Here is a 24,742-nt window from a genome sequence, read left to right on the forward strand (position 1 = left end):
TAGGGCCGCTGCTGGCCCTCGGCAGTGCCTTGAGCAGTGCCGCGCCGCTAGCGCCGGTGATTACCCCGGACCCGGCCCGCGGTGCACCGCTGTACGCCCAGCACTGTTCGGTGTGCCACGGTGACGGCGGCGCCGGCGATGGGCCTGCGGGGTTGGGGCTGGAACCACCGCCGGGCGATCTGCGCCAGGCGGCGCGGCTCGACACCCTGAGCCTGGCCGAGCTGTACCGGGTGATGGAGCAGGGCATCGAGGGCAGCGACATGCCGGCGTTCGCCGACCAGCTCGACGAGCGCCAGCGCTGGGATGTGGCCAGCTACATTGCCGGCTTCAGCGCCGAGCCTGGTGCTGTGCAGGCCGACCGGCGCTTCAGCGTGGCCGAGCTGGCGCAGCTCACCCCGGCGCAGGTGCGTGACACCCAGGGTGGCGAGGCGGCGGCCGCCTTTCGCGCCCAGCGCGCCAAGCCGCCAGCGGCGCAACGCGGCCCTGGCCAACTGATCGACTACACCGCCACCACCCTCGAACAGAGCCTGGCCGCCTATCGTGCCGGCGACCACGAGCAGGCCTACGACCTGTCGGTGGCGGCGTACCTGGAGGGCTTCGAGCTGGTGGAAAGCGCCCTGGACAACGTCGATGCCAACCTGCGCAAGAACACCGAAAAGGACCTGATGGCCTACCGCCAGGGGTTGCAGGACGGCTTGCCGGTGGAGCAGGTGACGCAACGCCTGGCGGCGGCCAAGGCCGAGCTCGAAGCATCGGCCAAGCTGCTGGGTGGCGATGGCCTGAGCTGGTCGCTGAGCTTCATCTCCGGCCTGCTGATTCTGCTGCGCGAGGGGCTGGAGGCAATCCTGGTGCTGGCGGCGATTCTGGCCTTCCTGCGCAATACCGGGCAGCAGTCGGCAGTGCGCAGCGTCAACGTGGGGTGGGCGCTGGCGTTGGTGGCGGGCTTTGCCACCTGGGCACTGGCTGCCTACGTGATCGACGTGGGGGGCGCACAGCGTGAACTGCTGGAGGGCTGCACCGCCCTGTTCGCCTGCGTGATGGTGCTGTGGCTGGGGGTATGGATGCACGACCGGCGCCATGCGGCGGCCTGGCAGGACTACATCAAAAGCAGCCTGGTGGGGGGCGGCGGCCGATTCGGCTTTGCCGTGCTGGCGTTCTTTTCGGTTTACCGCGAACTGTTCGAGGTGATCCTGTTCTACGAAACCCTGTGGCTGCAGGCCGGGCCTGCGGCGCACGATGCGGTGCTGGCCGGCGGGGCGACGGCGCTGGTGCTGCTGGTGGGGCTGGCGTGGGTGATTCTGCGCGGGTCGGCGAAATTGCCGCTGTCGTTGTTCTTCAGCATCAACGCGGCGCTGCTGTGCGCGTTGTCGGTGGTGTTCGCCGGGCATGGGGTGAAGGCGTTGCAGGAGGCGGGGGTGTTCGGTACGCGGCCAGTGCCGTTCTTCGACTTCGACTGGCTGGGGATTCATGCCGATGCGTATTCGCTGGCCGCGCAGGTATTGGCGCTGGTGGCCATTGCGGTGTTGTACGGGCGCAGCTGGCTGGCAGGGCGGCGGGTTTCGGTGCACTGATCGAGGGCCCCTGCGCTGGCTTGTCGGCGAATGCTGCAACGCCGCGCCAATGCAGGGATACTGTGCGCCTTGTTCTCTTTGCGGTGGATAACCCAACCATGCGTGTCTGGATCGACGCCGATGCCTGCCCCAAGGCGGCCAAGGACCAACTGGTCAAATTTGCCCTCAAGCGCCAGTTCGAGGTGGTGCTGGTCGCCGGTCAGGGCCAGATCAAGCCGGCCTTTGCCTGCGTCAGGCTCATCGTGGTGCCCAGTGGGCCGGATGCTGCCGACGACTACCTGGTGGAACACGCCGTGCCCGGCGAGTTGGTGATCTGCAGCGATGTGCCGCTGGCCGATCGGCTGGTCAAGAAGGGGGTGGCCGCGCTCGATCCGCGTGGTCGCGAATTCGACGAGCGCAACATGGGCGAGCGGCTGGCGGTGCGCAACCTGTTCACCGACCTGCGCGAGCAGGGCCAGGTCGGTGGTGGGCAGGCGCCCTACGGCGAGCGTGAGAAACAGGCCTTCGCCAATGCGCTGGACCGCATTCTCACGCGGTTGGCACGCGCCTACCCGCAGTGATGCCTCAGTCGGCCTCGTGGGTCAGTTCCAGCACCCGGTCGACCAGCTTGTAGATCCCGCCCGCCGCCTCGCCGATGCTCTGCGCCAGCATGTAGGCGGGGGTGCTGACCAGCTTGCGCTGAGTGTCTTCGACGATGTCGTGCACATCGCATTCTTCATGGGTGCCGCCCATCTTGACCACGGCCGCGCTGGTGTCGGCATCGTTGCCGATGGTGCAGACCACGCCTGGCCCGTAGATCTTGGCCGCCAGGGCCGGCGAAATGCAGATCAGGCCCACCGGCTTGCCCGCTTCGGCGAAGGCTTCGGCCAGTGCGAGCACATCGGGGTTGACCGAGCATTTGTCGCCTTCCACGGCGAAGTTGGAGAGGTTTTTCGCAGCGCCGAAGCCTCCGGGCACGATCAGTGCGTCGAAGTCGTCCGCATTCGCTTCACGCAGGTCCTTGACCTCGCCGCGGGCAATGCGCGCCGACTCCACCAGCACGTTGCGCGTTTCGGGCATCTCTTCGCCGGTAAGGTGGTTGATCACATGCATCTGCGCGATGTTCGGTGCAAAGCACTGCACCTGGGCGCCACGCTGGTCAAGGCGCAGCAGGGTGATGACGCTCTCGTGAATTTCGGCACCGTCGTACACACCGCAACCGGAAAGGATCACCGCAACTTTTTTCTTGGTCATGCTCACTACTCCCGTTCAAGGCGCTAAATGTCCCCTGATTTGGCCATTCTCGCCAGGCTCTCTACATAGATCGCAATGCAGGGGGAGTGTTCAGTCGTGAGAGCGAGCAGCCAGGCCTATGGCCGGTCGCCACCTTCGCCAGGGTGCTGCTCCCGGGCCTGGGCCCGCGCCTGTTCGGCCTGGGCCTCGGCGGCTTCCTGGCGGGCAATGCGCGCGGCCTTGAAGCGCCGGCGCAGCCACAGCAGGGCGCCCAGTACCACCAGGGCACCGAGTACCCACAGCTCGTACTTCTTCACGTTGCCCAGCAGCCCTTCGAGGATGGCGCCGAAGTGGTAGGCGGCCGCGCCCAGGGCCAGTGCCCATACTGCGGCACCGATGCCGTTGAGCAGCAGGTAGCGGCGCGGCGGGTAGCCGGACAGGCCGATGGCCACGGGCATCACCGTGCGCAGGCCGTAGACGAAACGGAAACTCAGCACCCAGATGTCGGGGTGGCGGCGGATGTGCTCCAGCGCACGGTCCCCCATCATCTGCCAGCGCGGCTTGCGCGCCAGCAGCTTGCGCCCGTGACGACGCCCCATGAAGTACCACAGCTGGTCGCCGGCATAGCTGCCGAAGAAGGCAACCAGCACCACCATGTTGATATCCATGTAGCCACGGAACGCAAGAAATCCGGCGAGAACCAGTATGGTCTCACCTTCAAAAAAGGTGCCTAGAAAAAGGGCAAAATAGCCGAAATCCTGCAGGAATTGTTCAAGCATTTTCTGGGTGCTGGCGAAATGAACGCGCAGCCTACCCCCTGGGAGGCTTTAGGGAAAGTGTCCAAATGTGTCTCGACGTGAACATTTCCTACAAGGAGAATGAATGCGTCCATAAGTCGCAGGGTTGCCTCAGGTCGTCATACGGGCGTCATAATGGCTGCTTATAACTGTCGCGCTCGCCCGCCTGCGCGGGCTCAGGAGTCTGCCGTGAGCTTTACCCCCGCTAACCGTTTGTTTCCTGCCACTCGCCTGCGTCGCAACCGCCGTGACGACTTTTCCCGTCGCCTGGTGCGCGAAACCACACTGACTGTTGACGACCTGATCCTGCCGGTGTTCGTGCTGGACGGCGAAAACCGTCGCGAGGAAGTCGCCTCGATGCCGGGCGTGGAGCGCCTGAGCATCGACCTGCTGCTGCAGGCCGCCGAGGAGTGGGTGAAGCTGGGTATTCCGGCGCTGGCCCTGTTCCCGGTGACCCCGCTGGACAGGAAGTCGCTGGATGGCGCCGAAGCCTACAACCCGGACGGTATTGCCCAGCGCGCCACCCGCGCCCTGCGCGACCGCTTCCCGGAGCTGGGGGTGATCACCGACGTGGCACTGGACCCGTTCACCACCCACGGCCAGGACGGTATCCTCGACGAGGAAGGCTACGTCCAGAACGACATCACCGTCGACGCCCTGGTGCGCCAGGCGCTGTCGCATGCCGAGGCCGGCGCCCAGGTAGTGGCCCCGTCGGACATGATGGACGGGCGGATCCAGGCGATCCGTGAAGCCCTGGAGCTGGCCGGTCATGTCAACGTGCGCATCATGGCCTACTCGGCCAAGTATGCCAGCGCCTACTACGGCCCGTTCCGCGACGCGGTCGGCTCGGCGCTGAACCTGGGCAAGGCCAACAAGGCCTCGTACCAGATGGACCCGGCCAACACCAACGAAGCCCTGCATGAAGTGGCCGCCGACCTGTCCGAAGGCGCCGACATGGTAATGGTCAAGCCAGGCATGCCGTATCTGGATATCCTTGCGCGGGTCAAGGACGAGTTCAAGGTCCCGACCTTCGTCTACCAGGTCAGTGGCGAGTACGCGATGCACATGGCCGCGATCCAGAACGGCTGGCTCTCGGAAGGGGTTATCCTCGAATCCCTCACCGCTTTCAAACGGGCGGGCGCCGACGGCATCCTGACCTATTTCGCTGTTCGCGCCGCACAATTGATGAGAGGGCAGTAACGCCCTTCAGGAACGCTAGATGAATAACGAAGCACTTACCGAAGTCGAAGTGAAGGATGCCCAGCCGGTGCCCGAGCAACTGGTCGAAACCCCGCCGGACCTCGAGCCCGCGCCGGTGGTCGAAGCCGAGGCGCCCGTGGTGGCTCCGGCCCCGGCGGTGCCGGCGATTGCCGTGCCGGGCCTGGACGACAGCAGCCTGTACATCCATCGCGAATTGTCCCAGCTGCAGTTCAACATCCGCGTGCTGGAGCAGGCGCTGGACGAGTCCTACCCGCTGCTGGAGCGACTGAAGTTCCTGCTGATCTTTTCCAGCAACCTGGATGAGTTCTTCGAAATTCGTGTGGCGGGCCTGAAGAAGCAGATCACCTTCGCTCGCGAGCAGGCCGGCGCCGACGGCCTGCAGCCGCATCAGGCGCTGGCGCGCATCAGCGAGCTGGTGCACAGCGAAGTGGACCGCCAGTACGCGATCCTCAACGACGTGCTGCTGCCGGAGCTGGAAAAGCACCAGATCCGCTTCATCCGCCGGCGTCACTGGACCACCAAGCTCAAGACCTGGGTGCGCCGCTACTTCCGCGACGAGATCGCGCCGATCATTACCCCGATCGGCCTGGACCCGACCCACCCGTTCCCGCTGCTGGTGAACAAGAGCCTGAACTTCATCGTGGAGCTCGAAGGCATCGATGCGTTCGGTCGTGATTCGGGCCTGGCGATCATTCCGGCGCCGCGTCTGCTGCCGCGGGTGATCAAGGTGCCGGAAGACGTCGGTGGCCCCGGCGACAACTACGTGTTCCTGTCGTCGATGATCCATGCGCACGCCGACGACCTGTTCCAGGGCATGAAGGTCAAGGGCTGCTACCAGTTCCGTCTGACCCGCAACGCCGACCTGGCGCTGGACTCCGAGGACGTCGAAGACCTGGCCCGCGCCCTGCGTGGCGAGCTGTTCTCGCGTCGCTATGGCGATGCGGTGCGCCTGGAAGTGGCCGATACCTGTCCCAAGCACCTGTCCGACTACCTGCTCAAGCAGTTCAGCCTGAGCGAGCACGAGGTGTACCAGGTCAATGGCCCGGTCAACCTCACGCGCCTGTTCAGCATCACCAGCCTGGACAGCCACCCGGAGCTGCAGTACACGCCGTTCACTCCGGCGATTCCCAAGCTGTTGCAGAACAGCGAGAACATTTTCAGTGTCATCAGCAAGCAGGACATCCTGCTGATGCACCCCTTCGAGTCGTTCACCCCGGTGGTCGACCTGCTGCGTCAGGCGGCGAAAGACCCGCACGTGCTGGCCGTGCGCCAGACCCTGTACCGCAGCGGCGCCAACTCCGAGATCGTCGACGCGCTGGTGGATGCGGCGCGTAACGGCAAGGAGGTCACCGCGGTGATCGAACTGCGCGCGCGTTTCGACGAAGAGTCCAACCTGCAGATGGCCAGCCGCCTGCAAGCGGCGGGTGCGGTGGTGATCTATGGCGTGGTCGGGTTCAAGACCCACGCCAAGATGATGCTGATTCTGCGGCGCGAGGCCGGCGAGATCGTGCGTTATGCGCACCTGGGTACCGGCAACTACCACGCCGGCAACGCCCGCCTGTACACCGACTACAGCCTGCTGACCTCCGACGACGCCTTGTGCGAGGACGTCGGCAAGCTGTTCAGCCAGCTGATCGGCATGGGCAAGACCCTGCGCATGAAGAAGCTGCTGCACGCGCCGTTCACCCTCAAGAAGGGCATGCTCGACATGATCGCGCGCGAGACCCAGTTCGCCCTGGAAGGCAAGCCGGCGCACATCATCGCCAAGTTCAACTCGCTGACCGACCCCAAGATCATCAAGGCGTTGTACAAAGCCAGCCAGTCGGGCGTGCGCATCGACCTGGTGGTGCGTGGCATGTGCTGCCTGCGTCCGGGCATTCCGGGCGTTTCGCACAACATCCACGTGCGCTCGATCATCGGGCGTTTCCTGGAACACACCCGGGCGTTCTACTTCCTCAATGGCGGGGAAGAGCAGATGTTCCTTTCCAGTGCCGACTGGATGGAGCGCAACCTCGACAAGCGTGTCGAGACCTGCTTCCCGGTGGAGGGCAAGAAGCTGATCCTGCGGGTGAAGAAGGAGCTGGAGGGGTACCTGACCGACAACACCCACGCGTGGCTGCTGCAGTCGGACGGCCGCTATGTGCGCAGCACGCCGACCGGCAACCAGAACCCGCGCAGTGCCCAGGCCACTCTGCTCGAGCGCCTGAGCAACCCGGTGCTTATCGTACGCTGAGGGTAAAGCCGACCCGGGCCAGCCATTCGGCTTCCAGGCCGAAATCGGCCTGGGTCAGCTGGTTCTGTTCCAGCCAGCCGGCCGGGAACTCCACATCCAGGCTCTGGCCGGCGGCATGCAGCTTGACCGTCGGCATCTGCTGGGTGCCGCGGATGTGGTGGAACAGGATCGCGAAGCGCAGCAGCACGCACAGACGAATCAGCTTCACGCCGTCGTCGCCGAATTCGGCGAACTTGTCCTTGGGGATGTTGCGCCGGTGCCCGCGCACCAGCAGTGCCAGCATCTGCTGGTCTTCACGGGAGAAGCCGGCCAGGTCGGAGTGCTCGATCAGGTAGGCGCCGTGCTTGTGGTAATGATAGTGGGCGATGTCCAGCCCCACTTCGTGCACCTTGGCCGCCCAGCCCAGCAGTTCGCGCCAGATCCCGTCTTCAAGATCCCACGCCTTGGCCACCTGGTCGAAGGCATGCAGCGCCTTGCGCTCGACCCGTGCCGCCTGCCCCTGGTCGACGTGGTAGCGCTCCATCAGCGAGGTCAGGGTGCGTTCGCGCACGTCTTCGTGGTGGTGGCGGCCCAGCAGGTCGTACAGTACGCCTTCGCGCAGGGCACCTTCGCAGTGGTCCATGCGTTGCAGTTCCAGCGCGTCGAAGATCGCCTCCAGGATCGCCAGGCCCGCCGGGAAGATGGTGCGCCGGTCGGGCTTGACCCCTTCGAAGTCGATCTTGTCGGTATCGCCCAGCTTGAACAGTTTGCGTTTGAGCCAGGCCAGACCTTCGGCGTTGACCTCGCCGTTGCCCATGCCGCCGGCCTTCAGGGCCAGGCCGATGGCGCGGATGGTGCCCGAGGAGCCGATGGCTTCATCCCAGGTCAGGCGGTGCAGGGCATTCTCGATGCTCATCAGCTCCAGGCGCGCGGCGGTGTAGGCCTGGGCATAGCGCGCCGGGGTGATCTTGCCGTCGCGAAAGTAACGCTGGGTGAAGCTCACGCAGCCCATCTGCAGGCTTTCGCGTAGCAGGGGCTCGAAGCGCTGGCCGATGATGAATTCGGTACTGCCGCCGCCGATGTCGGCCACCAGGCGCTTGCCGGGGGTGTCGGCCAGGGTATGGGAGACGCCCAGGTAGATCAGGCGTGCTTCTTCACGGCCGGAAATCACCTCCACCGGGTGTCCGAGAATGGCTTCGGCGCGGCGGATGAATTCGCCGCGGTTGCGCGCTTCGCGCAAGGCGTTGGTGCCGACGATGCGCACCGCGCCGTCAGGCATGCCGTTGATCAGCTGGGCGAAGCGCTTGAGGCAGTCGAGCCCGCGTTGCATGGACTCTTCGCTGAGCTGGCGCTCTTCGTCGATGCCGGCGGCCAGCTGAACCTTTTCCCCCAACCGCTCCAGGATGCGAATGTCGTTGTGGTGGGCCTTGGCCACGACCATGTGGAAACTGTTGGAGCCCAGGTCGATGGCGGCTATCAGGGACAGATTCTTGGCTGGGTTTTGCGGCATGGTGATGGGTTCTCGGTCGATAACCCGGCAATCGTGCCACGATCCGCCGCCGACGCCAACGCGCAGTGTGGCAAGGCTTGACCTGACGCAGTTGCGAGTCTTTTTTATGACTTTTGTGTGACAGTCGATATGCAACGTCTCGCACAACTATAGTTACAGTCAATCGCGCGTGGCTTCCTGTCTACGGCGATGGCGGCTATGATGGGCCACGTTTTTTTGCTTACGACCTTGGAGACTTCCATGAGCAGCGATCTTATCAAACACGTCACCGACGCCACCTTCGAAGCCGACGTGCTCAAGGCTGAAGGTCCGGTGCTGGTCGACTACTGGGCTGAATGGTGCGGCCCATGCAAAATGATCGCTCCGGTTCTGGACGACATCGCCGCTACCTACGAGGGCAAACTGACCGTCGCCAAGCTGAACATCGACGAAAACCAGGAAACCCCGGCCAAGCACGGCGTGCGTGGCATCCCGACGCTGATGCTGTTCAAGAACGGCAATGTCGAGGCGACCAAGGTCGGCGCATTGTCCAAGTCTCAGCTGCAGGCGTTCCTCGACGCCAATATCTGAGTCGAAAAAAGCCCCGCATTCGTCGGGGCTTTTCTCCGTCTGGTGACTAGACGCCAGAAAATGCAAGTGATACATTCGGCCTCGCACTGTTTCTTTCAGTGCCCCCTGCACGCCGTCGCCGACGCACCTCAATTCGAATTAGTACGCGATCCTGTCGCCTTCTCTGCGGCGCGGCTTCATTAAGCCAGAAGCTTAATTCCCCCTTCTTACATGATTACGTCATTCCCCTTATGAATCTGACTGAACTCAAGCAAAAGCCGATTACCGATCTGCTCGAATTGGCCGAACAGATGGGCATAGAAAATATGGCCCGTTCGCGCAAGCAGGACGTGATTTTCTCCCTGTTGAAAAAGCACGCGAAAAGCGGCGAGGAAATCTCCGGTGACGGCGTGCTGGAGATTCTCCAGGACGGTTTCGGCTTCCTGCGTTCGGCTGACGCTTCGTACCTGGCCGGCCCGGACGACATCTATGTCTCGCCCAGCCAGATTCGTCGCTTCAACCTGCGTACCGGTGACACCATCGTCGGCAAGATCCGCCCGCCCAAAGAAGGCGAGCGCTACTTCGCGCTGCTCAAGGTCGACACCATCAACTACGACCGTCCGGAAAACGCGAAGAACAAGATCCTCTTCGAAAACCTGACGCCGTTGTTCCCGAACAAGCGCCTGAAGATGGAAGCCGGCAACGGTTCCACCGAAGACCTCACCGGTCGCGTCATCGACCTGTGCGCGCCGATCGGCAAGGGCCAGCGCGGCCTGATCGTCGCCCCGCCGAAAGCGGGCAAGACCATCATGCTGCAGAACATCGCGGCCAACATCACCCGCAACAACCCCGAGTGCCACCTGATCGTGCTGCTGATCGACGAGCGCCCGGAAGAAGTGACCGAGATGCAGCGCACCGTGCGCGGCGAAGTGGTCGCCTCCACCTTCGACGAGCCGCCAACCCGTCACGTGCAAGTGGCCGAGATGGTCATCGAGAAGGCCAAGCGCCTGGTCGAGCACAAGAAGGACGTGGTCATCCTGCTCGACTCGATCACTCGTCTGGCCCGTGCCTACAACACCGTGATCCCGAGCTCCGGCAAGGTGCTGACCGGTGGTGTCGACGCCCACGCCCTGGAGAAGCCGAAGCGTTTCTTCGGTGCTGCACGTAACATCGAGGAAGGCGGTTCGCTGACCATCATCGCCACCGCGCTGGTCGAGACCGGCTCGAAGATGGACGAAGTGATCTACGAAGAGTTCAAGGGTACCGGCAACATGGAACTGCCCCTGGACCGTCGCATTGCCGAGAAGCGCGTGTTCCCGGCCATCAACATCAACCGTTCGGGTACCCGTCGCGAAGAGCTGCTGACCGCCGACGACGAGCTGCAGCGCATGTGGATCCTGCGCAAGCTGCTGCACCCGATGGACGAGATCGCTGCCATCGAGTTCCTGGTCGACAAGCTCAAGCAGACCAAGACCAACGACGAGTTCTTCCTGTCGATGAAGCGCAAGTAACACGGGCGGTACGCAAGAGCCGGGGAAACCCGGCTTTTTGCTATCTGTACATTGTCTATTCTGGCGGGCGGGGTTCGGCGCTACACTTTGCACCCCGACCGCTACGGCGAACACGAGGCTCCCGCATGCAGTATCGCGATTTGCGCGACTTTATCCGCGGCCTGGAACAGCGCGGCGAACTCAAGCGCATTCAGGTCCCCATCTCCCCGATCCTGGAAATGACCGAGGTCTGCGACCGCACCCTGCGTGCCAAGGGCCCGGCGTTGCTGTTCGAGAACCCTACCGGTTACGACATTCCGGTGCTGGGCAACCTGTTCGGCACCCCGGAGCGCGTGGCCATGGGCATGGGCGCCGAGTCGGTCAGCGAACTGCGCGAGATCGGCAAGCTGCTGGCCTTCCTCAAGGAGCCCGAGCCGCCCAAGGGGCTGAAGGACGCCTGGTCGAAGCTGCCGATCTTCAAGAAGGTCATCTCGATGGCGCCCAAGGTGGTCAAGGATGCGCCCTGCCACGACGTGGTGATCGAGGGTGACGACGTCGATCTTGGCGCGCTGCCGATCCAGCACTGCTGGCCGGGCGACGTGGCGCCGCTGATCACCTGGGGCCTGACCGTGACCCGAGGTCCGAACAAGGACCGCCAGAACCTGGGTATCTATCGCCAGCAGGTCATCGCCCGCAACAAGGTCATCATGCGCTGGCTGAGCCACCGTGGCGGCGCGCTGGACTACCGCGAGTGGTGCGAGAAGCACCCTGGCCAGCCGTTCCCGGTGGCCGTGGCACTGGGCGCCGACCCGGCGACCATCCTCGGCGCGGTGACCCCGGTGCCCGACAGCCTGTCCGAGTATGCCTTCGCCGGCCTGCTGCGCGGCAACCGTACCGAGCTGGTCAAGTGCCGCGGCAATGACCTGCAGGTGCCCGCCACCGCCGAGATCATCCTCGAAGGCGTGATCCACCCCGGCGAGATGGCGCCCGAAGGCCCGTATGGCGATCACACCGGCTACTACAACGAGGTCGACAGCTTCCCGGTGTTCACCGTGGAGCGCATCACCCACCGCACCAAGCCGATCTATCACAGCACCTACACCGGGCGTCCGCCTGACGAGCCGGCGATTCTGGGCGTGGCGCTGAACGAAGTGTTCGTGCCGATCCTGCAGAAGCAGTTCCCCGAGATCACCGACTTCTACCTGCCGCCTGAAGGCTGTTCGTACCGCATGGCGGTGGTCACCATGAAAAAACAGTACCCAGGGCACGCCAAGCGCGTGATGCTGGGGGTGTGGTCGTTCCTGCGCCAGTTCATGTACACCAAGTTCGTGATCGTCACCGACGACGACATCAACGCGCGGGACTGGAACGACGTGATCTGGGCCATCACCACGCGCATGGACCCCAAGCGCGATACCGTGATGATCGACAACACACCGATCGACTACCTGGACTTCGCCTCGCCGGTTTCCGGCCTGGGCTCGAAGATGGGCCTGGATGCCACCCACAAGTGGCCGGGCGAAACCACCCGCGAGTGGGGGCGTGTCATCGTCAAGGACGAGGCCGTCACCCGACGCATCGATGAGCTGTGGACACAGTTGGGAATAGACTGATGCAGGTTACCTTGCAGCCCTCCGGGGCGGTGCTGGCACTGAACCCTGGTGAGCGCATACTGGATGGGGCCCGTCGTCTGGGCTATGACTGCCCGCAGAGCTGCCGCAATGGCAATTGCCATGTGTGCGCGGCACTGCTGGTGGAAGGCCGTGTGCGCCAGGATGGCGAGGTGAAGGACCATGGCGAGCTGTACACCTGCATCGCCGAGCCGCTGGAGGATTGCGTGTTGCTGTGGGATGGCGTGTTGGCCCTGGGCGAGCTGCCGGTGCGCAAGCTGGCCTGCCAGTTGAGCGAATGTGTCGAGGTGGGCGGCGACGTGTGGCGCGTGCGTCTGCGCGCGCCGGCCGGCAAGCCGCCGCGCTACCATGCCGGGCAGTACCTGATGATCGAGCGCGAAGCTGGCGACAAGGCCGCGTTCTCGCTGGCCTCGGCGCCACACAGCGGGCGTGACCTGGAGCTGCACGTGCTGGCCCGCGAGAGCAGTGCACTGGAACTGATCGCACAGTTGCATCGCAACCGCATGGCGCGGGTAGAGCTGCCGTTTGGCGACACGCACCTGGCCGAACTGCCGGACGGGCCGCTGGTACTGATTGCTGCCGGTACCGGCATGGCGCAGATGCACAGCCTGATCGAACATTGCCGGGCCAGCGGCTTCAAGCACCCGGTGCACCTGTACTGGGGAGTGCGCCGCCCGGAAGACTTCTATCAGATCGAGCACTGGGACGAGTGGTCAACGCTGCCCAACCTGTTCCTGCACAAGGTAGTGAGCGATCTGTGCGGCTGGGAGGGGCGCTGCGGGCTGCTGCACGAAGCCGTGTGCGAAGACATTGCCGACCTTGCGGGCGTGCACGTGTATGCCAGTGGCTCGCCCACCATGATCTACGCCACCCTCGATGCCCTGGTGGACGCTGGCATGGACGCACACCAGATGCGCGCCGATGTATTCGCTTATGCCCCGCGCGGCTAACTTAGGTAATAACGGCGCGTTGCAATAACGCGCCGATTCAAATAACCCGATTGTACCTCGTTGGTTATAAGTGCTGGCCGCGTTAATTATTGCAAGCACCGCCAAAAACTATTACTACACTTGAAACAGCAGGCCTGAAAGCCCCGGTGCTGGGGGCTTTGTTTGCAACGGGGGCTTGTATTCGAGCGGCCATCTGCCGTACGGTCGATGTATTGTTAGTGCAATGACTTTACAGTGGGCCACTTCAGTAGTTCACGAGGAATTCTGGCGGCGATCATGTCGGCAATTGAAACTGCACCCTCGAGTTTGGCGTACCCTCCGGTGCTCGACTTCGGTCAGCAACTGACCCACGAGCAACTTCGACAATCGGTTGATCACACCATGTCCCGCCATCAGGGCGGCCCGGTCTGGCTGTTTGCCTATGGCTCGCTGATCTGGCGACCGGAATGCAGCGCGGCCGAGCGCCGGCGCGCACGCGTGCATGGCTATCATCGCGGCCTGTACCTGTGGTCCCACGAGCACCGCGGCACTCCGGAGTGCCCGGGGCTGGTGTTCGGTCTGGACCGTGGTGGCTCGTGCAGCGGCTTTGCCTATCGGCTGCCCGAAGAGCGCCTGGAGGATTCATTGCTGGCGCTGTGGCAGCGCGAGATGCCGTACCCGGCGTACCGTCCGCACTGGCTCAACTGCCGCCTCGAGGACGGCAGCAAGGTGCAGGCACTGGGCTTCGTGCTGGAGCGGCACCTGCCGTGCTATGCCGGCAACCTGCCCGACACCTTGCTCAGCCATATCCTGGCCAGCGCCAAGGGTCGCTACGGCACCACCCGCGACTATGTCGAGCAGACCCTTTCGGCGCTGCGCACCCATGCCATGCCCGACCGCAACCTGGAGGCACGCTTCAAGCGTTGTCATTCGGCGGACAAGGCGTGAAGCCTGCGGTACCATCGCGCCCCTTATCAATGGACGTGTTGGGAATCAGGGATGAAACGCTGGCTTGGAATACTGTTGTGCTGGTGCTGCGCCGTGCAGGCCGAGCATGTGCCCACGTTCGCGCAGCCCCCGGCCCCGGTGTACCCGAGGGCCATGAGGCTGGTGGGCCTGGAGGGCGCTGTGCGCATCGGCTACCAGGTCGATTCGCGCGATGGCTCGGTCAGCCATGTAACCGTCAAGCACAGTGATCATGCGTTGTTCAGTGCGTCTGCAGAAGCGGCCATCGCAAAGGTGCGGTTCGAACCCTGGACGGTGGCCGCGGGCGAGCCGGTGAAAACCGATGTGGTGCAGAGCCTGCTCTTTCGCATGGATGAGCAGTCCATGGCGATGACCCTGGATGCCCAGGCCGCGTTGCCGCAGCTGCAGTGCAAGCTGTTCAACTATTACCTGACCACCTACCGTCAGATCCGCTCGCATCAGCCGCTGTGGCAGATGGACAGCGTGGCCACGTCCATCGGCCTGCTGGCCAGGACGTCACCCGCATCGCCCACCCTGCTGCAGTTCAAGCAGGCGCAGCAGGCGTTCGAGGCAGCGCTGCCGTCTATCGAGCGGCGCTGCGCCGGGCAGCCCGACCTGATGTTCATCGACGCCTGGCCGCAGCAACTGCGTGACCTTGCGCTCAAGCAGCTGTGAGAAGGAGTGCCATGACAACACCACTTCCGGTCTTTACCTATTACCCCGGCAAGGTTCATTGCATCGTGGCCAGCAGCGAGGCTTGCGTGTGCTGCGGGCAGGCGCGTGGTTACCTGTATGACGGCACGCTGTACACCGCGCAGACACTCGAGGGCGATATCTGCCCGTGGTGCATCGCCGATGGTTCGGCGGCCAGGCGCTACGACGGCAGTTTCCATGATGTGTATGCGATGGGGGAGGCGGGCATAAAGCCTGAGGTGCTCGACGAGATCGCCTATCGCACGCCGGGCTATCCCACATGGCAGGACAGCCAGTGGATGCACCATTGCGGTGACGCCTGCGAGTTCCACGGGGACGCCAGCGCCGAGGACATCAGTGAGGCCACGCCGGCGACCCGGGAGCACTGGGCCGAGTACAACGGCATGACCGTGGAGGACTGGTCGTGGGCCGCGGTGGGGTATGCGCCGGGCGGGGATACCGGGTTCTACAAGTTCGTGTGCCGTGGGTGCAAGCAGGTGCTGCTGGCCTGGGACATGAGCTGACGTTCACGCCTCTATCGCGGGTCAAATCCGCTCCCACAGGGCAGCGCGGGAGCGGGCTTGGCTATCGCACAGACACCACCAGCTTGCCCACCGCCTTGCGCCCCGCCAACTGCTCGATTGCAGCCCCGGCATCGGCCAGTGGGTAGGTCTGCGACACCAGTGGTTTCAGCTTGCCCTCGGCATGCCACGCAAACAGCTGCTTGAAGTTCGCGGCGTTATCCGCCGGCTGGCGCTGCGCGAACGCACCCCAGAACACCCCCAGCACCGCCGCGCCCTTGAGCAGCGTCAGGTTCACCGCCAACTGCGGGATCTGCCCGCTGGCGAACCCCACCACCAGCATCCGTCCGTTCCACGCCAGCCCGCGCACCGCCTGCTCGAACAGCTCGCCGCCCACCGGGTCGAAAACCACGTCCACGCCCTGGCCACCGGTCAGGCGCTTGATCTCGTCCTTGAGGCCGCTTTCGCTGTAGTTGATCAGCTCGTCGGCACCGGCAGCCTTGGCCACGGCCAGCTTGTCGGCGCTGCTGGCCGCTGCGATCACCCGCGCGCCCAGGGCCTTGCCGATCTCCACCGCCGCCAGCCCGACACCGCCCGACGCGCCCAGCACCAGCAGGGTTTCCCCGGCTTGCAGATGCCCGCGCTGGGTGAGCGCGTACATCGAGGTGCCGTAGGTCATGCCGAATGCGGCAGCCGTGGCGAAGTCCATGTGCGCCGGGATCGGCATCACGTTGTAGCCCGGCACCGCGATCTGCTCGGCAAAGCTGCCCCAGCCGGTCAGCGCCATCACCCGGTCGCCCACCTGCAACGGCCCGGCCTTTTCGCCCACCTCCAGCACTACCCCTGCTGCTTCGCCACCCGGCGAGAACGGCAGTGGCGGCTGGAACTGGTACTTGCCCTGGATGATCAGGGTGTCGGGGAAGTTGACCCCCGCCGCATGCACCTGCACCAGCACTTCATTGCGTTTGGGCACGGGGCTGGCGACCTCTTCGAGGACCAGGTCGCTGGCCGGACCATGGGCTTTGCACAACACGGCTTTCATCAGGGCTATTCCTTTGCGGGTGGTGGCCGATAAGTGTAGGTGGGCAGGGTGTCGGGTCAACGAGCATGCCCCGGCCTGATAAGCCGGCATAAGCCCGGGCTTGGGTTTGGCGAAGGCGCTGGGTATGCTGGCGCCAACTGTTTGAGGAGCGAATTGGTGAAAGCGTGGATCTTGATGGTACTGGCCCTGATGCTGCCAGCGGCGGCCATGGCCGAAGAAGCCAAGGACGGAGAGGGCGCGCCGAAGGTGTCGTACATCTCCCTGACCCCGCCACTGGTGGGCAACTATGCCCTTGATGGCGGCCCCAAGCTGCGCGTGTACAAGGCCGATGTGGCGTTGCGCGTGGACAACGATGTGGATGCGGCCGCGGTCAAGCACCACGAACCGCTGATCCGCAACCAGCTGGTGGCCCTGTTCACCCAGCAGAGCCTGGACGGCATGAGCAACGTCGAGGCCAAGGAACACCTTCGCCAGGAAGCCCTCAAGCAGGTGCAGCAGGTGCTCAACGGCGAAGAAGGCCGGCCGGTTGTGGCCGACCTGCTGTTCAACAACCTGATCGTGCAGTAGTCACGAAGCCAGGCTGCGGCGAAAGCGTGCCAGGGCGATCGCAAAGAACGCCAGGCCGATCGCCGCCAGCGCCAGCAGGTCCGGCCACACCACCGATGCGTCGGCGTCGCGGAACAGGATCGCGGCACCCAGGCTGACGAAGTGGGTGGAGGGTGACAGTTGCATCACCCACTGCAGCCATTGCGGCATGCTGTCCAGCGGCGTGCTGCCGCCCGACAGCAACAGCATCGGGATGATCACCGGGATCGCCAGCAAGCCGAACTGCGGGGTCGAGCGCGCCAGTGTGGCGAGGAAGATCCCCAGCGCGGTGCTGGCGAACAGGTACAGCGCGGTCACGCCCAGGAACAACCCCATGGAGCCGGCCAGCGGCACTCCCAATGCCCCCTTGACCACCACCTCCAGCGACACCCAGGTGCACAGCACCACCACCAGCGCGTTGCTGCCGATCTTGGCCAGCATGATTTCCAGTGCCGTCAGTGGCAGTACCAGCAAGTGGTCGAGGGTGCCATGCTCGCGTTCGCGCAGCAGCGCAGTGCCGGTCAGCACGATGGCCAGGATGGTGATGTTGTTGACGATCTGGATCACCGCCAGAAACCAGCCGCCCTCCAGGTTGGGGTTGAACAGCGCCCGTGGGCTCAGCAGCGCCGGGCTCTGCACGGCCTGCTTGGCGTAGTCGAGCAGCTCGCGTTCGAAGATCCGCCCGATGTAGCCGGCGCCCATGAACGCCTGGCTCATGGCGGTGGCGTCGACGTTCACCTGCAGTTCCGGGGTGCGCCCGGCCAGCAGGTCGCTCTGGAAGTTCACCGGGATATTGATCACGAAGGTGTACTGGCCGCTGTCCATGGCCTGGTCGAGCTGGTCGTAGGGCAGCGTCACCGCCGGCTGGAACTCCGGCGGTTGCAGCGCCTCGCCCAGCTTGCGCGAGACCAGGCTGTGGTCTTCGTCGACGATGGCCACGCTGGCGTTGTGCACGCCGATCACCGAGCCGGCGGCGGGCATGTAGATGGCCACGCTGAAGGCATACAGCAGAAACAGCAGCAGCACGCTGTCGTGGCGCAGGCTGGTCAGCTCCTTGAGACCGAGGCGGTAGATATGGGCCAGGCGCTGCATCAGACCTCCTGCTTTTTCAGCATGATCAGGCTCAGCCCGGTGAAGCCGGCGAAGAACCCGAACAGGGCCAGGCACTGCGGCCATAGTTCGCGCAGGTCCAGGGCCTTGGTGAAGGTGCCGACGGCAATGTCGAGGAAGTAGCCGGCCGGGAACAGCTGACCCATCAGTGCTGCCGCGCCATCGAGAGAAGAGCGCGGCACGATCAGCCCGGAGAACTGGATGGTCGGCAGGCTGGTGATGATCATGGTGCCCAGGATCGCCGCGATCTGGGTGCGGGTGAACGCCGAGATCAGCAGCCCCAGGCTGGTGGTGGCCAGCAGGTACAGCACCCCGCCGCAGGCCAGGGCCAGCGCGCTGCCCTTGAACGGCACGCCGAACAGCCAGCGGTTCATCGCCACCAGCAACGCCAGGTTGACCAGGCTCACCAGCAGGTACGGGGCCTGCTTGCCGAGCAGGAACTCCAGGCGCGTGAGCGGCGTGGCGTAGAAGTTGGTGATCGAGCCCAGCTCTTTTTCACGCACGATGCCCAGCGCCGTGAGCATCGCGGGAATGAACGCCAGGATCAGCGCCATCACTCCGGGGCCGATGGCGTTCACGCTGATCACGTCCTGGTTGTAGCGAAAGCGGGTTTCAAGCTTTACCGCTGCCTGGCCTGGCTGTGCGCGGCTGCTCAGCGCGGCGAGCTGTTCGAGGTTGGCCTGGTGCACGGCCTCCACATAGTTGCGGCTGGTTTCGGCGCGAAACGGCATGCCGCCATCGAGCCAGGCCGCCACCACCGGCTGGCGCCCGGCATTCAGGTCGCGGCCAAAGCCGGGGGGAATCTCCAGCGCCAGCTTGATTTCCGAGCGTTGCAGGCGCTTGTGCAGTTGCGCGGCGTCGCGGATCGGCGCCTGTTCGGCGAAGTAGCGCGAGCCGCGAAACGCTTCCAGGTACAGACGGCTTTGCGGGCTCTGGTCCTGGTCGTAGACCGCGAATGCCAGGTTCTCCACGTCCAGCGAAATGCCATAGCCGAAGATCACCATCATGAACAGCGCACCGAGCAGGGCGAAGGCCAGGCGCACCTTGTCGCGCAGCAGCTCCTTGCCTTCGCGGGTGGCTACCGCGAACAGCCGCACGAAGCTGAAGCCGCTGCGGGGTGGCGGGCTGGCGGCCTCGGCGGTGGTGCTCACCGGTTGGGCCTCGGTCGGCGCCGGGCTGCTGTTCTGCGCCTGTTCCAGGCAGGTGACGAAGGCGTCTTCCAGGGTCTGGCCGCCGAACTGCTGTTGCAGCGCGGCCGGGGTATCGCAGGCCAGCACACGGCCGGCGTGCATCAGCGAGATGCGGTCGCAGCGCAGCGCCTCGTTCATGAAGTGGGTGGACAGGAAAATGGTCACGCCCTGCTCGCGGGACAGCTCGATCAGCAGGCGCCAGAAGTCGTCGCGTGCGGCCGGGTCGACGCCGGAGGTGGGTTCGTCGAGGATCAGCACTTCAGGCCGGTGCAGCACCGCCACGGCCAGCGACAGGCGCTGGCGCAGGCCCAGCGGCAGGGCGCCGGACTGCTGGTCGGCAATGTCGCCCAGGTCGAAACGATCGATCAGTTCGGCGATGCGCGGGGTGCTGTCGGCCTTGTTCAGGTCGAACAGGCGCGCGTGCAGCTCGAGGTTCTGACGCACGCTCAGTTCGCCATACAGCGAAAAGCTCTGGGACATGAAGCCGACGCGCTTGCGTGTGGCCAGGTCCTTGGCGTCGACCGGGCGGCCGAGCAGGGTGGCGCTGCCTTCGCTGGCCGGCATCAGGCCGGTGAGCACCTTCATGGTGGTGGTCTTGCCACAGCCGTTGGAGCCCAGGAAACCGAAGATCTCGCCACGGCCGATGGCGAAGCTGACCTTGTTCACTGCGGTGAAGTCGCCGAAGCGCAGGGTCAGTTCATGGGCCTCGATGGCGATGTCGCCGTCGTCGGCCGGGCGTGGCGGGATCACCAGCGGCGCCTGGGTGCGGCTGCGGTCATCCTGCTGCTGGCTCTGGTAGCAGGTGAAGGCGTCGTCCAGCTTGCCGCTGGCGGTGGCGCCGGCCAGCTCGCGGCTCAGCCCCTGGGCGATCAGGCGACCACGGTCGAGCATCAGACAGTGCTCGAACTGTTCGGCCTCTTCCATGTAGGCGGTGGCCACCAGCAGGGTCAGTTGCGGACGCTCGCCGCGCACCTGCTCCACCAGCTCCCAGAAGCGCCGGCGCGACAGCGGGTCGACGCCGGTGGTGGGCTCGTCGAGAATCAGCAGGTCGGGCTCGTGGATCAGTGCGCAGCACAGCCCGAGTTTCTGCTTCATGCCCCCGGAGAGCTTGCCTGCCGGGCGCTCGGCAAAGCGTTCCAGGTCGGTGGCCAGCAGCAGCGCGTGCATGCGCGTGTCGCACTCGGAACGGCTCAGGCCGAACAGCGTGGCGAAGAAGCGGATGTTCTCGCTGATCGACAGCTCTGGGTACAGGTTGCCGCCCAGGCCCTGGGGCATGAAGGCGATGCGCGGGTACAGGCTGTTGCGGTGGCGGCGCTGGCGGATCGAGCCGTCCAGCACCTGCAACTCGCCCTGTTGCAGCTTCTTGACCCCGGCAATCAGCCCCAGCAGGCTCGACTTGCCCGCACCGTCCGGGCCGATCAGGCCGCAGCGGGTGCCTGCCGGCAGTTCAAAGCAGATGTCCTGCAGGGCTTCGAGGGAGCCGTAGCGGTGGCTGATGCCACGCGCCTGCAGCGCCAGGGCCGTCATTGCAGGTTGGCCGGCCAGTCCACGGGGGCGCTACGCACATAGCCGGCGCCGGGCATGCCCGGCTTGGCCTGGGGCACCGCGCTGGGCTCGGTCAGGCGCAGCTTGACGCGAAACACCAGCTTCTGGCGCTCGTCACGGGTTTCCACCTGCTTGGGGGTGAACTGCGCCTTGGCTGCCACGAAGCTGATCTTGGCCGGCAGTGCGCGGTCGGGCAGGGCATCGAGCACGATGCGTGCCTGGTCGCCCACGGTCAGTTTGCCGGTGGTGGAGGCGGGCAGATAGAGGTTCATGTACTGGTCGCTGGGGTCGATCAGCAGCAGTACGCGCCCGCCGGCCCCGAGCACTTCGCCCGGTTCGGCCAGGCGCAGCTGGATCACGCCATCGATGGGCGCGCGCAGGCTGCTGTCGTCGATTTCGCTGGTGAGCTGGGCCACCTGGGCCTCGGCGGCACCGATGGCGGCCTTGATTGCCGCGAGTTGCGCTCGCGCTGCCACCACGGCTGAATTGCTGGTGTCGTAGCGGGCCTGCTGCTGGTCGAGCAATTGCTGGCTGGAATACTTGCGCTGGAACAGTTCGCGCACGCGCTTGAGTTCCTGGCTGGCCAGCAGCTGTTCGCTCTGGCGCAGCTGCACGGTGGCCTGGGCGGCCGCGTAGTTCTCGCGGGCACGCAGTACTTCGGCTTCGGCCTGGTTGCGCTGGGCCTCCATGGTCCGGGTGTCGATGCGCGCCAGCAGTTGGCCCTTGTGCACCACGTCGCCCTCGTCGGCCAGCACTTCGGCCAGGCGCCCCGGCACTTTGGTGGCGATCTGCACCTCGGTGGCCTCAAGGCGACCGTTGCCCATGCTCAGGCCTTCGGGCAGACGGTCGTGCATGGACTTCCAGTAGCCCAGGCCGCCGGCTGCCACCAGCAGCGCAATCAGCGCGCCGGCAAAGAGTTTGGGGGTGTGTTGGCTCATCGACATGCACCTGCATCCTGCTGCGTTTGACGTCAGAGTCTGACGTTTTGCCTACCGTGGCGGGTTGATACGTATCAAACGAGTGGGCATCTTACGCGAAATTAACGTAGTGCGAGCACCGCGGCCCATTGTTCGTCCGTCACCGGCATCACCGACAGACGGCTGCCCTTCTGTACCAGTGGCAGTTCGGCCAGTGCCGCCTGTTGCTTGAGGTAGCCAAGGCCCAGCACCTTGCGCAAGGTTTCCACATGCTCCACGTCCACTGCGCTCCACGGGTTTTTCTCGGCGCTGGCCTTGGCGTCGAAGTAGTGGCTCTCGGGGTCCAGTGCGGTGGGGTCGGGGTAGGCGGCGGTGGTGATGCGGGCAATCCCGGCGATGCCGGGCTCGGGGCAGCTGGAGTGGTAGAAGAAGAACAGGTCGCCCACCGCCATGGCGCGCATGAAGTTGCGCGCCTGGTAGTTGCGCACCCCGTCCCAGCGCGCCTGGCCGAGGCGGGCGAGGTCTTCGATCGAGAGCTCGTCGGGCTCGGATTTCATCAGCCAGTAGGCCATCGTTGACGCTCCAGACAAAGTTTGAAATAACCTGTTGCATGAAACCGACAGCCGGTTGGCGTCAACGTTTGCGTGTGGCACCAGGTTGTCGGAGAATGCGCGCATTTTAAGCTTGACGCTGCTGCACGGCATAATAAAAACCGTTGCTGTCATCGTGATGAGTTTGCCTGAGGGGGGCAATCGATGAATCGCAAACCGGATTTGCTCTGGGTGCTCGTTTTTCTGTTTGGCCTGGGTGTGGTCACCACCGGCTATGCACAAAGCCTGTGGGAACAGAAACTCGAAACAGCCGCCTACGAGATGCCGGCCGCCCCGACCCCCGTCAAGCGTTGAGCCTTGCGGCGCCCGTTCAGGGTGCCAGGTACCACCCCCTGTCCGATACCGTGCCCTGCAGCGGCACGTCCCAACTGGCCTGGGCCAGTCGTTGCACTTTCTGGCATTCGTGCGCCAGCCCCAGCAGCAGGGGTTTCTTCCAGGCCTTGCGCCGCCCCTGATACGCCAGGCTGCGGTCATAGAACCCGCCGCCCATGCCCAGTCGCCCACCCGTCTCGTCGAAACCCACCAGCGGCAGCAGGATCAGGTCCAGTGCCCAGGTGGGTCGCTGGCGTGTGAGATTGATGCGTGGTTCGGGGATGCGGAAGCGGTTGGGGCGCAGTTTTTCACCGTGCTCGAAGCGCTGGAAGGCCATGCGGGTTCTGGGCCAGGCGTGCAGCACCGGCAGGTAGGTATGCTTGCCTCGACGTTGAGCTTCGCGCAGCAGCAGGCGCGGGTCGATCTCGCTGTCGTTGGGTAGGTACAGGGCAATGTGCCGGGCACGACGAAACAGCGGGTGCTGCGCCAGTTGCCGGTACAGGCCGCGCGCGGCACGGCGCTGTTCGGCCGGGCTGAGGGCGCGGCGGGCATCACGGAGCAGGCGACGAAGTTGGGGGCGGGTAAGCGGCGCGGTGTCGGTCATGGCACGGGCGGTCCCTGGGGCGACTGCCACGCAGGGGTGGCAGTGCATGTGCGTGCGCCGCTGGGTGGGCGCAGGCTGGAGAATTCAGGCTCCCCGACGAACCGCTGTCGGTGTAGCCCTTGAACCCGAAAGTTCAAGGTGGAGATTACAGGAGGCGTTAAGGCTTTCCGTCAAGCGGACATGCACACCGGCCCCACGTGCAACCCCCGTGGTTGTGCGTATCGGCTCAGGGACATGACCGACTGGCAAGCACTCCAGGGAGTGGTCGGAGTATACCCGAAACTCAGGCCGGTTTTGAACCCGCGTCGTCGGCCAATGCCTGATCGACACGTTCGAGCAGGTCGCGCACCTGTTCACGGGTGGCACCGCCGGTGGGCGCCTGCGGGCGCTCCTGATTGTGCAGCAGGTCGTGGGTGATGTTCAGCGCCGCCATCACCGCGATACGGTCGGCGCCGATCACCTTGCCGCTGCTGCGGATCTCGCGCATCTTGCTGTCCAGGTAGCGCGCTGCGCTGACCAGGTTGCTGCGCTCTTCCGGCGGGCAGATGATCGAATACTCCTTGTCGAGGATCTGAACGGTGACGCTATTGCTTGAACTCATGAGTCTTGCTCCAGGGCCTTGAGCCGCGAAATCATCGATTCGACCTTACGCCGGGCGATCTCGTTTTTTTCGATGAGGTGGGCGCGCTCCTCGCGCCAGGATTTTTCCTGAGCTAATAGGAGTGCATTTTGCCGCTTTAGTTGCTCGACACGTTCGATCAACAGCTCGAATCGGCCCATCAGCGCTTGCAGGTCGTTCTCTGGCATGACGTGCCACTCGCTTTTGTCAGACGGGTCTTACCCGCTCATTAAGTTCCGGCATGCCCCGAATTGGCGGCGTCGATGGTCTTGGCGCGCCTGCCGGTGCTAGGATACAAGGCCTTCATTCTAGTCATTGCGCCGTCTGGCGCCTAGCTGCCCATGCCCATTACGAATTCGCCATACACCGCTTTTGCCACCTTGCTCACCAGCAACGGTCACCCTGTTTCGCCTGCCGAGCTTCACGGCTTGTTGCTCGGGCGCAGCTGCGCCGGCGCCGGCTTCGATGCCGACGGCTGGTTGGCCGATGCGGCCCACCTGCTGGAAGTCGATCCTGTAGACAATGTTCGTAACGCTTTGATCGGCCTGCAGGAGATGGTCAAGGGCGAACTCACCGGTGAAGAAGTCACCGTCGTGCTGTTGCTGCCCACCGACGACGCCCCGCTGACCGAGCGTGCCATCGCTCTGGGCGAGTGGTGCAAAGGCTTCCTGTACGGCTTCGGCCTCAACTCGGCAGGCCTGAGCCTGAGTGCCGAAGCCAAGGAAGTGCTGGGTGACCTGGATGCCATTTCCCAGGTCCAGGATGCACTGGAAGAGTCCGAAGACGGCGAAAGCGACTATATGGAAGTGATGGAGTACCTGCGCGTCGCACCGATACTGCTGTTCTCCGAGCTGGCCAAGCCACAGGCGCCTGCGCCCAAGCCTTCCTTGCACTAAATGCCGAAC

At 64.6% G+C, this 24,742-nt stretch carries 24 protein-coding genes, 1 other RNA gene and 1 pseudogene; 14 read left to right on the forward strand and 12 right to left on the reverse strand.

The window, feature by feature from the left end:
- Positions 1-53: 53 nt before the first annotated feature.
- A pseudogene (locus B4I46_RS23315) lies at positions 54-1,571 on the forward strand (FTR1 family protein); the annotation flags it as partial.
- Between the two features lie 98 nt (positions 1,572-1,669).
- Positions 1,670-2,131 (forward strand): YaiI/YqxD family protein, encoded by a 462-nt coding sequence (locus B4I46_RS23320; RefSeq protein WP_043863384.1) that lies wholly within the window; start codon positions 1,670-1,672, stop codon positions 2,129-2,131.
- 4 nt (positions 2,132-2,135) lie between these two features.
- Here the strand turns inward: B4I46_RS23320 and elbB are convergent, their stop codons facing one another.
- Positions 2,136-2,804: an isoprenoid biosynthesis glyoxalase ElbB gene (gene elbB / locus B4I46_RS23325; RefSeq protein ID WP_043863385.1), complete on the reverse strand. Its 669-nt coding sequence runs from the start codon at positions 2,802-2,804 to the stop codon at positions 2,136-2,138.
- A 116-nt stretch (positions 2,805-2,920) separates the two neighbouring features.
- Positions 2,921-3,562, reverse strand: a complete 642-nt coding sequence (locus B4I46_RS23330) for a DedA family protein (protein ID WP_088514618.1) — start codon at positions 3,560-3,562, stop codon at positions 2,921-2,923.
- Between the two features lie 207 nt (positions 3,563-3,769).
- Between B4I46_RS23330 and hemB the strand changes: the two genes are divergently transcribed.
- Together hemB and ppk1 are read left to right on the forward strand one after the other, a co-directional pair.
- Entirely contained in the window at positions 3,770-4,780 is a 1,011-nt protein-coding gene (gene hemB, locus B4I46_RS23335) for a porphobilinogen synthase (RefSeq protein WP_043863387.1), read from the forward strand.
- Positions 4,781-4,799: 19 nt separating this feature from the next.
- On the forward strand, positions 4,800-7,034 hold the full coding sequence (gene ppk1 / locus B4I46_RS23340) for a polyphosphate kinase 1 (protein WP_043863388.1): 2,235 nt from the start codon (positions 4,800-4,802) through the stop codon (positions 7,032-7,034).
- Here the strand turns inward: ppk1 and ppx are convergent.
- Entirely contained in the window at positions 7,021-8,523 is a 1,503-nt protein-coding gene (ppx, locus tag B4I46_RS23345; protein WP_043863389.1) for an exopolyphosphatase, read from the reverse strand. The genes ppk1 and ppx overlap by 14 nt on opposite strands.
- A gap of 240 nt (positions 8,524-8,763) precedes the next feature.
- Between ppx and trxA the strand changes: the two genes are divergently transcribed.
- The 7 genes from trxA (at position 8,764) to B4I46_RS23380 (ending at position 15,305) form a co-directional block, all read left to right on the forward strand.
- Positions 8,764-9,093 carry a thioredoxin TrxA gene (trxA, locus tag B4I46_RS23350; protein WP_043863390.1) on the forward strand — a complete coding sequence of 110 codons (330 nt, stop codon included), beginning with the start codon at positions 8,764-8,766 and terminating at the stop codon, positions 9,091-9,093.
- 230 nt (positions 9,094-9,323) lie between these two features.
- The gene (gene rho, locus B4I46_RS23355; RefSeq protein WP_043863391.1) at positions 9,324-10,583 is read left to right on the forward strand and encodes a transcription termination factor Rho; all 1,260 of its coding nucleotides are present in this window, start codon (positions 9,324-9,326) and stop codon (positions 10,581-10,583) included.
- 125 nt (positions 10,584-10,708) lie between these two features.
- Positions 10,709-12,175: a 4-hydroxy-3-polyprenylbenzoate decarboxylase gene (ubiD, locus tag B4I46_RS23360; protein WP_054915496.1), complete on the forward strand. Its 1,467-nt coding sequence runs from the start codon at positions 10,709-10,711 to the stop codon at positions 12,173-12,175.
- Complete coding sequence (locus B4I46_RS23365; RefSeq protein WP_286902077.1) at positions 12,175-13,143, forward strand: CDP-6-deoxy-delta-3,4-glucoseen reductase; 969 nt, start codon at positions 12,175-12,177, stop codon at positions 13,141-13,143. Before ubiD ends, B4I46_RS23365 begins: the two co-directional genes overlap by 1 nt.
- Before the next feature lie 276 nt (positions 13,144-13,419).
- Positions 13,420-14,070, forward strand: a complete 651-nt coding sequence (locus tag B4I46_RS23370; protein WP_043863394.1) for a gamma-glutamylcyclotransferase — start codon at positions 13,420-13,422, stop codon at positions 14,068-14,070.
- 51 nt (positions 14,071-14,121) lie between these two features.
- Positions 14,122-14,763, forward strand: a complete 642-nt coding sequence (locus B4I46_RS23375; RefSeq protein WP_081315193.1) for an energy transducer TonB — start codon at positions 14,122-14,124, stop codon at positions 14,761-14,763.
- 11 nt (positions 14,764-14,774) lie between these two features.
- Positions 14,775-15,305: a CbrC family protein gene (locus tag B4I46_RS23380; protein WP_286902083.1), complete on the forward strand. Its 531-nt coding sequence runs from the start codon at positions 14,775-14,777 to the stop codon at positions 15,303-15,305.
- A gap of 61 nt (positions 15,306-15,366) precedes the next feature.
- On the opposite strand, the gene B4I46_RS23385 is transcribed toward B4I46_RS23380, so the two are convergent.
- Positions 15,367-16,344 carry an NADPH:quinone oxidoreductase family protein gene (locus B4I46_RS23385; RefSeq protein WP_043863397.1) on the reverse strand — a complete coding sequence of 326 codons (978 nt, stop codon included), beginning with the start codon at positions 16,342-16,344 and terminating at the stop codon, positions 15,367-15,369.
- A gap of 156 nt (positions 16,345-16,500) precedes the next feature.
- Between B4I46_RS23385 and B4I46_RS23390 the strand changes: the two genes are divergently transcribed.
- Positions 16,501-16,911, forward strand: a complete 411-nt coding sequence (locus B4I46_RS23390) for a flagellar basal body-associated protein FliL (protein WP_054915500.1) — start codon at positions 16,501-16,503, stop codon at positions 16,909-16,911.
- Here the strand turns inward: B4I46_RS23390 and B4I46_RS23395 are convergent, their stop codons facing one another.
- The 4 genes from B4I46_RS23395 to B4I46_RS23410 form a co-directional block, all read right to left on the reverse strand.
- On the reverse strand, positions 16,912-18,021 hold the full coding sequence (locus B4I46_RS23395; RefSeq protein ID WP_043863399.1) for an ABC transporter permease: 1,110 nt from the start codon (positions 18,019-18,021) through the stop codon (positions 16,912-16,914).
- The gene (gene rbbA / locus B4I46_RS23400) at positions 18,021-20,756 is read right to left on the reverse strand and encodes a ribosome-associated ATPase/putative transporter RbbA (RefSeq protein ID WP_286902086.1); all 2,736 of its coding nucleotides are present in this window, start codon (positions 20,754-20,756) and stop codon (positions 18,021-18,023) included. The genes B4I46_RS23395 and rbbA overlap by 1 nt, the downstream gene beginning before the upstream one ends.
- Positions 20,753-21,718 carry an HlyD family secretion protein gene (locus B4I46_RS23405; protein ID WP_043863401.1) on the reverse strand — a complete coding sequence of 322 codons (966 nt, stop codon included), beginning with the start codon at positions 21,716-21,718 and terminating at the stop codon, positions 20,753-20,755. The genes rbbA and B4I46_RS23405 overlap by 4 nt, the downstream gene beginning before the upstream one ends.
- Positions 21,719-21,813: 95 nt before the next feature.
- Positions 21,814-22,263 carry an EVE domain-containing protein gene (locus B4I46_RS23410; protein WP_058541751.1) on the reverse strand — a complete coding sequence of 150 codons (450 nt, stop codon included), beginning with the start codon at positions 22,261-22,263 and terminating at the stop codon, positions 21,814-21,816.
- Between the two features lie 210 nt (positions 22,264-22,473).
- Here B4I46_RS23410 and B4I46_RS23415 point away from each other — a divergent pair, with 210 nt between their 5' ends.
- Entirely contained in the window at positions 22,474-22,596 is a 123-nt protein-coding gene (locus tag B4I46_RS23415) for a hypothetical protein (protein ID WP_255001640.1), read from the forward strand.
- Positions 22,597-22,612: 16 nt separating this feature from the next.
- On the opposite strand, the gene B4I46_RS23420 is transcribed toward B4I46_RS23415, so the two are convergent.
- The 4 genes from B4I46_RS23420 to B4I46_RS23435 form a co-directional block, all read right to left on the reverse strand.
- Complete coding sequence (locus tag B4I46_RS23420; RefSeq protein WP_043863403.1) at positions 22,613-23,218, reverse strand: 5-formyltetrahydrofolate cyclo-ligase; 606 nt, start codon at positions 23,216-23,218, stop codon at positions 22,613-22,615.
- An 86-nt stretch (positions 23,219-23,304) separates the two neighbouring features.
- Positions 23,305-23,482: non-coding RNA, 6S RNA (ssrS, locus tag B4I46_RS23425), on the reverse strand.
- 19 nt (positions 23,483-23,501) lie between these two features.
- Positions 23,502-23,819 carry a cell division protein ZapA gene (locus tag B4I46_RS23430; RefSeq protein WP_043863404.1) on the reverse strand — a complete coding sequence of 106 codons (318 nt, stop codon included), beginning with the start codon at positions 23,817-23,819 and terminating at the stop codon, positions 23,502-23,504.
- Complete coding sequence (locus B4I46_RS23435) at positions 23,816-24,025, reverse strand: TIGR02449 family protein (RefSeq protein WP_043863405.1); 210 nt, start codon at positions 24,023-24,025, stop codon at positions 23,816-23,818. The genes B4I46_RS23430 and B4I46_RS23435 overlap by 4 nt, the downstream gene beginning before the upstream one ends.
- 153 nt (positions 24,026-24,178) lie before the next feature.
- Between B4I46_RS23435 and B4I46_RS23440 the strand changes: the two genes are divergently transcribed.
- Positions 24,179-24,733, forward strand: coding sequence for a YecA family protein (locus B4I46_RS23440; RefSeq protein WP_286902095.1), 555 nt, complete (start codon positions 24,179-24,181; stop codon positions 24,731-24,733).
- Positions 24,734-24,742: the final 9 nt, after the last annotated feature.

The sequence above is a fragment of the Pseudomonas sp. UBA7500 genome, assembly GCF_002478435.1.
Taxonomy (GTDB): Bacteria; Pseudomonadota; Gammaproteobacteria; order Pseudomonadales; family Pseudomonadaceae; genus Aquipseudomonas; species Aquipseudomonas palmensis.

What these genes read in the sequence shown, in the direction of transcription:
- B4I46_RS23320 (WP_043863384.1), top strand. Translation starts at nt 1,670, where the DNA reads ATGCGTGTCTGGATCGACGCCGATGCCTGCCCCAAGGCGGCCAAGGAC.
- elbB (WP_043863385.1), bottom strand. Translation starts at nt 2,804, where the DNA reads ATGACCAAGAAAAAAGTTGCGGTGATCCTTTCCGGTTGCGGTGTGTAC.
- B4I46_RS23330 (WP_088514618.1), bottom strand. Translation starts at nt 3,562, where the DNA reads ATGCTTGAACAATTCCTGCAGGATTTCGGCTATTTTGCCCTTTTTCTA.
- ppk1 (WP_043863388.1), top strand. Translation starts at nt 4,800, where the DNA reads ATGAATAACGAAGCACTTACCGAAGTCGAAGTGAAGGATGCCCAGCCG.
- ppx (WP_043863389.1), bottom strand. Translation starts at nt 8,523, where the DNA reads ATGCCGCAAAACCCAGCCAAGAATCTGTCCCTGATAGCCGCCATCGAC.
- trxA (WP_043863390.1), top strand. Translation starts at nt 8,764, where the DNA reads ATGAGCAGCGATCTTATCAAACACGTCACCGACGCCACCTTCGAAGCC.
- rho (WP_043863391.1), top strand. Translation starts at nt 9,324, where the DNA reads ATGAATCTGACTGAACTCAAGCAAAAGCCGATTACCGATCTGCTCGAA.
- ubiD (WP_054915496.1), top strand. Translation starts at nt 10,709, where the DNA reads ATGCAGTATCGCGATTTGCGCGACTTTATCCGCGGCCTGGAACAGCGC.
- B4I46_RS23365 (WP_286902077.1), top strand. Translation starts at nt 12,175, where the DNA reads ATGCAGGTTACCTTGCAGCCCTCCGGGGCGGTGCTGGCACTGAACCCT.
- B4I46_RS23370 (WP_043863394.1), top strand. Translation starts at nt 13,420, where the DNA reads ATGTCGGCAATTGAAACTGCACCCTCGAGTTTGGCGTACCCTCCGGTG.
- B4I46_RS23375 (WP_081315193.1), top strand. Translation starts at nt 14,122, where the DNA reads ATGAAACGCTGGCTTGGAATACTGTTGTGCTGGTGCTGCGCCGTGCAG.
- B4I46_RS23380 (WP_286902083.1), top strand. Translation starts at nt 14,775, where the DNA reads ATGACAACACCACTTCCGGTCTTTACCTATTACCCCGGCAAGGTTCAT.
- B4I46_RS23385 (WP_043863397.1), bottom strand. Translation starts at nt 16,344, where the DNA reads ATGAAAGCCGTGTTGTGCAAAGCCCATGGTCCGGCCAGCGACCTGGTC.
- B4I46_RS23395 (WP_043863399.1), bottom strand. Translation starts at nt 18,021, where the DNA reads ATGCAGCGCCTGGCCCATATCTACCGCCTCGGTCTCAAGGAGCTGACC.
- rbbA (WP_286902086.1), bottom strand. Translation starts at nt 20,756, where the DNA reads ATGACGGCCCTGGCGCTGCAGGCGCGTGGCATCAGCCACCGCTACGGC.
- B4I46_RS23405 (WP_043863401.1), bottom strand. Translation starts at nt 21,718, where the DNA reads ATGTCGATGAGCCAACACACCCCCAAACTCTTTGCCGGCGCGCTGATT.
- B4I46_RS23410 (WP_058541751.1), bottom strand. Translation starts at nt 22,263, where the DNA reads ATGGCCTACTGGCTGATGAAATCCGAGCCCGACGAGCTCTCGATCGAA.
- B4I46_RS23420 (WP_043863403.1), bottom strand. Translation starts at nt 23,218, where the DNA reads ATGACCGACACCGCGCCGCTTACCCGCCCCCAACTTCGTCGCCTGCTC.
- B4I46_RS23430 (WP_043863404.1), bottom strand. Translation starts at nt 23,819, where the DNA reads ATGAGTTCAAGCAATAGCGTCACCGTTCAGATCCTCGACAAGGAGTAT.
- B4I46_RS23435 (WP_043863405.1), bottom strand. Translation starts at nt 24,025, where the DNA reads ATGCCAGAGAACGACCTGCAAGCGCTGATGGGCCGATTCGAGCTGTTG.
- B4I46_RS23440 (WP_286902095.1), top strand. Translation starts at nt 24,179, where the DNA reads ATGCCCATTACGAATTCGCCATACACCGCTTTTGCCACCTTGCTCACC.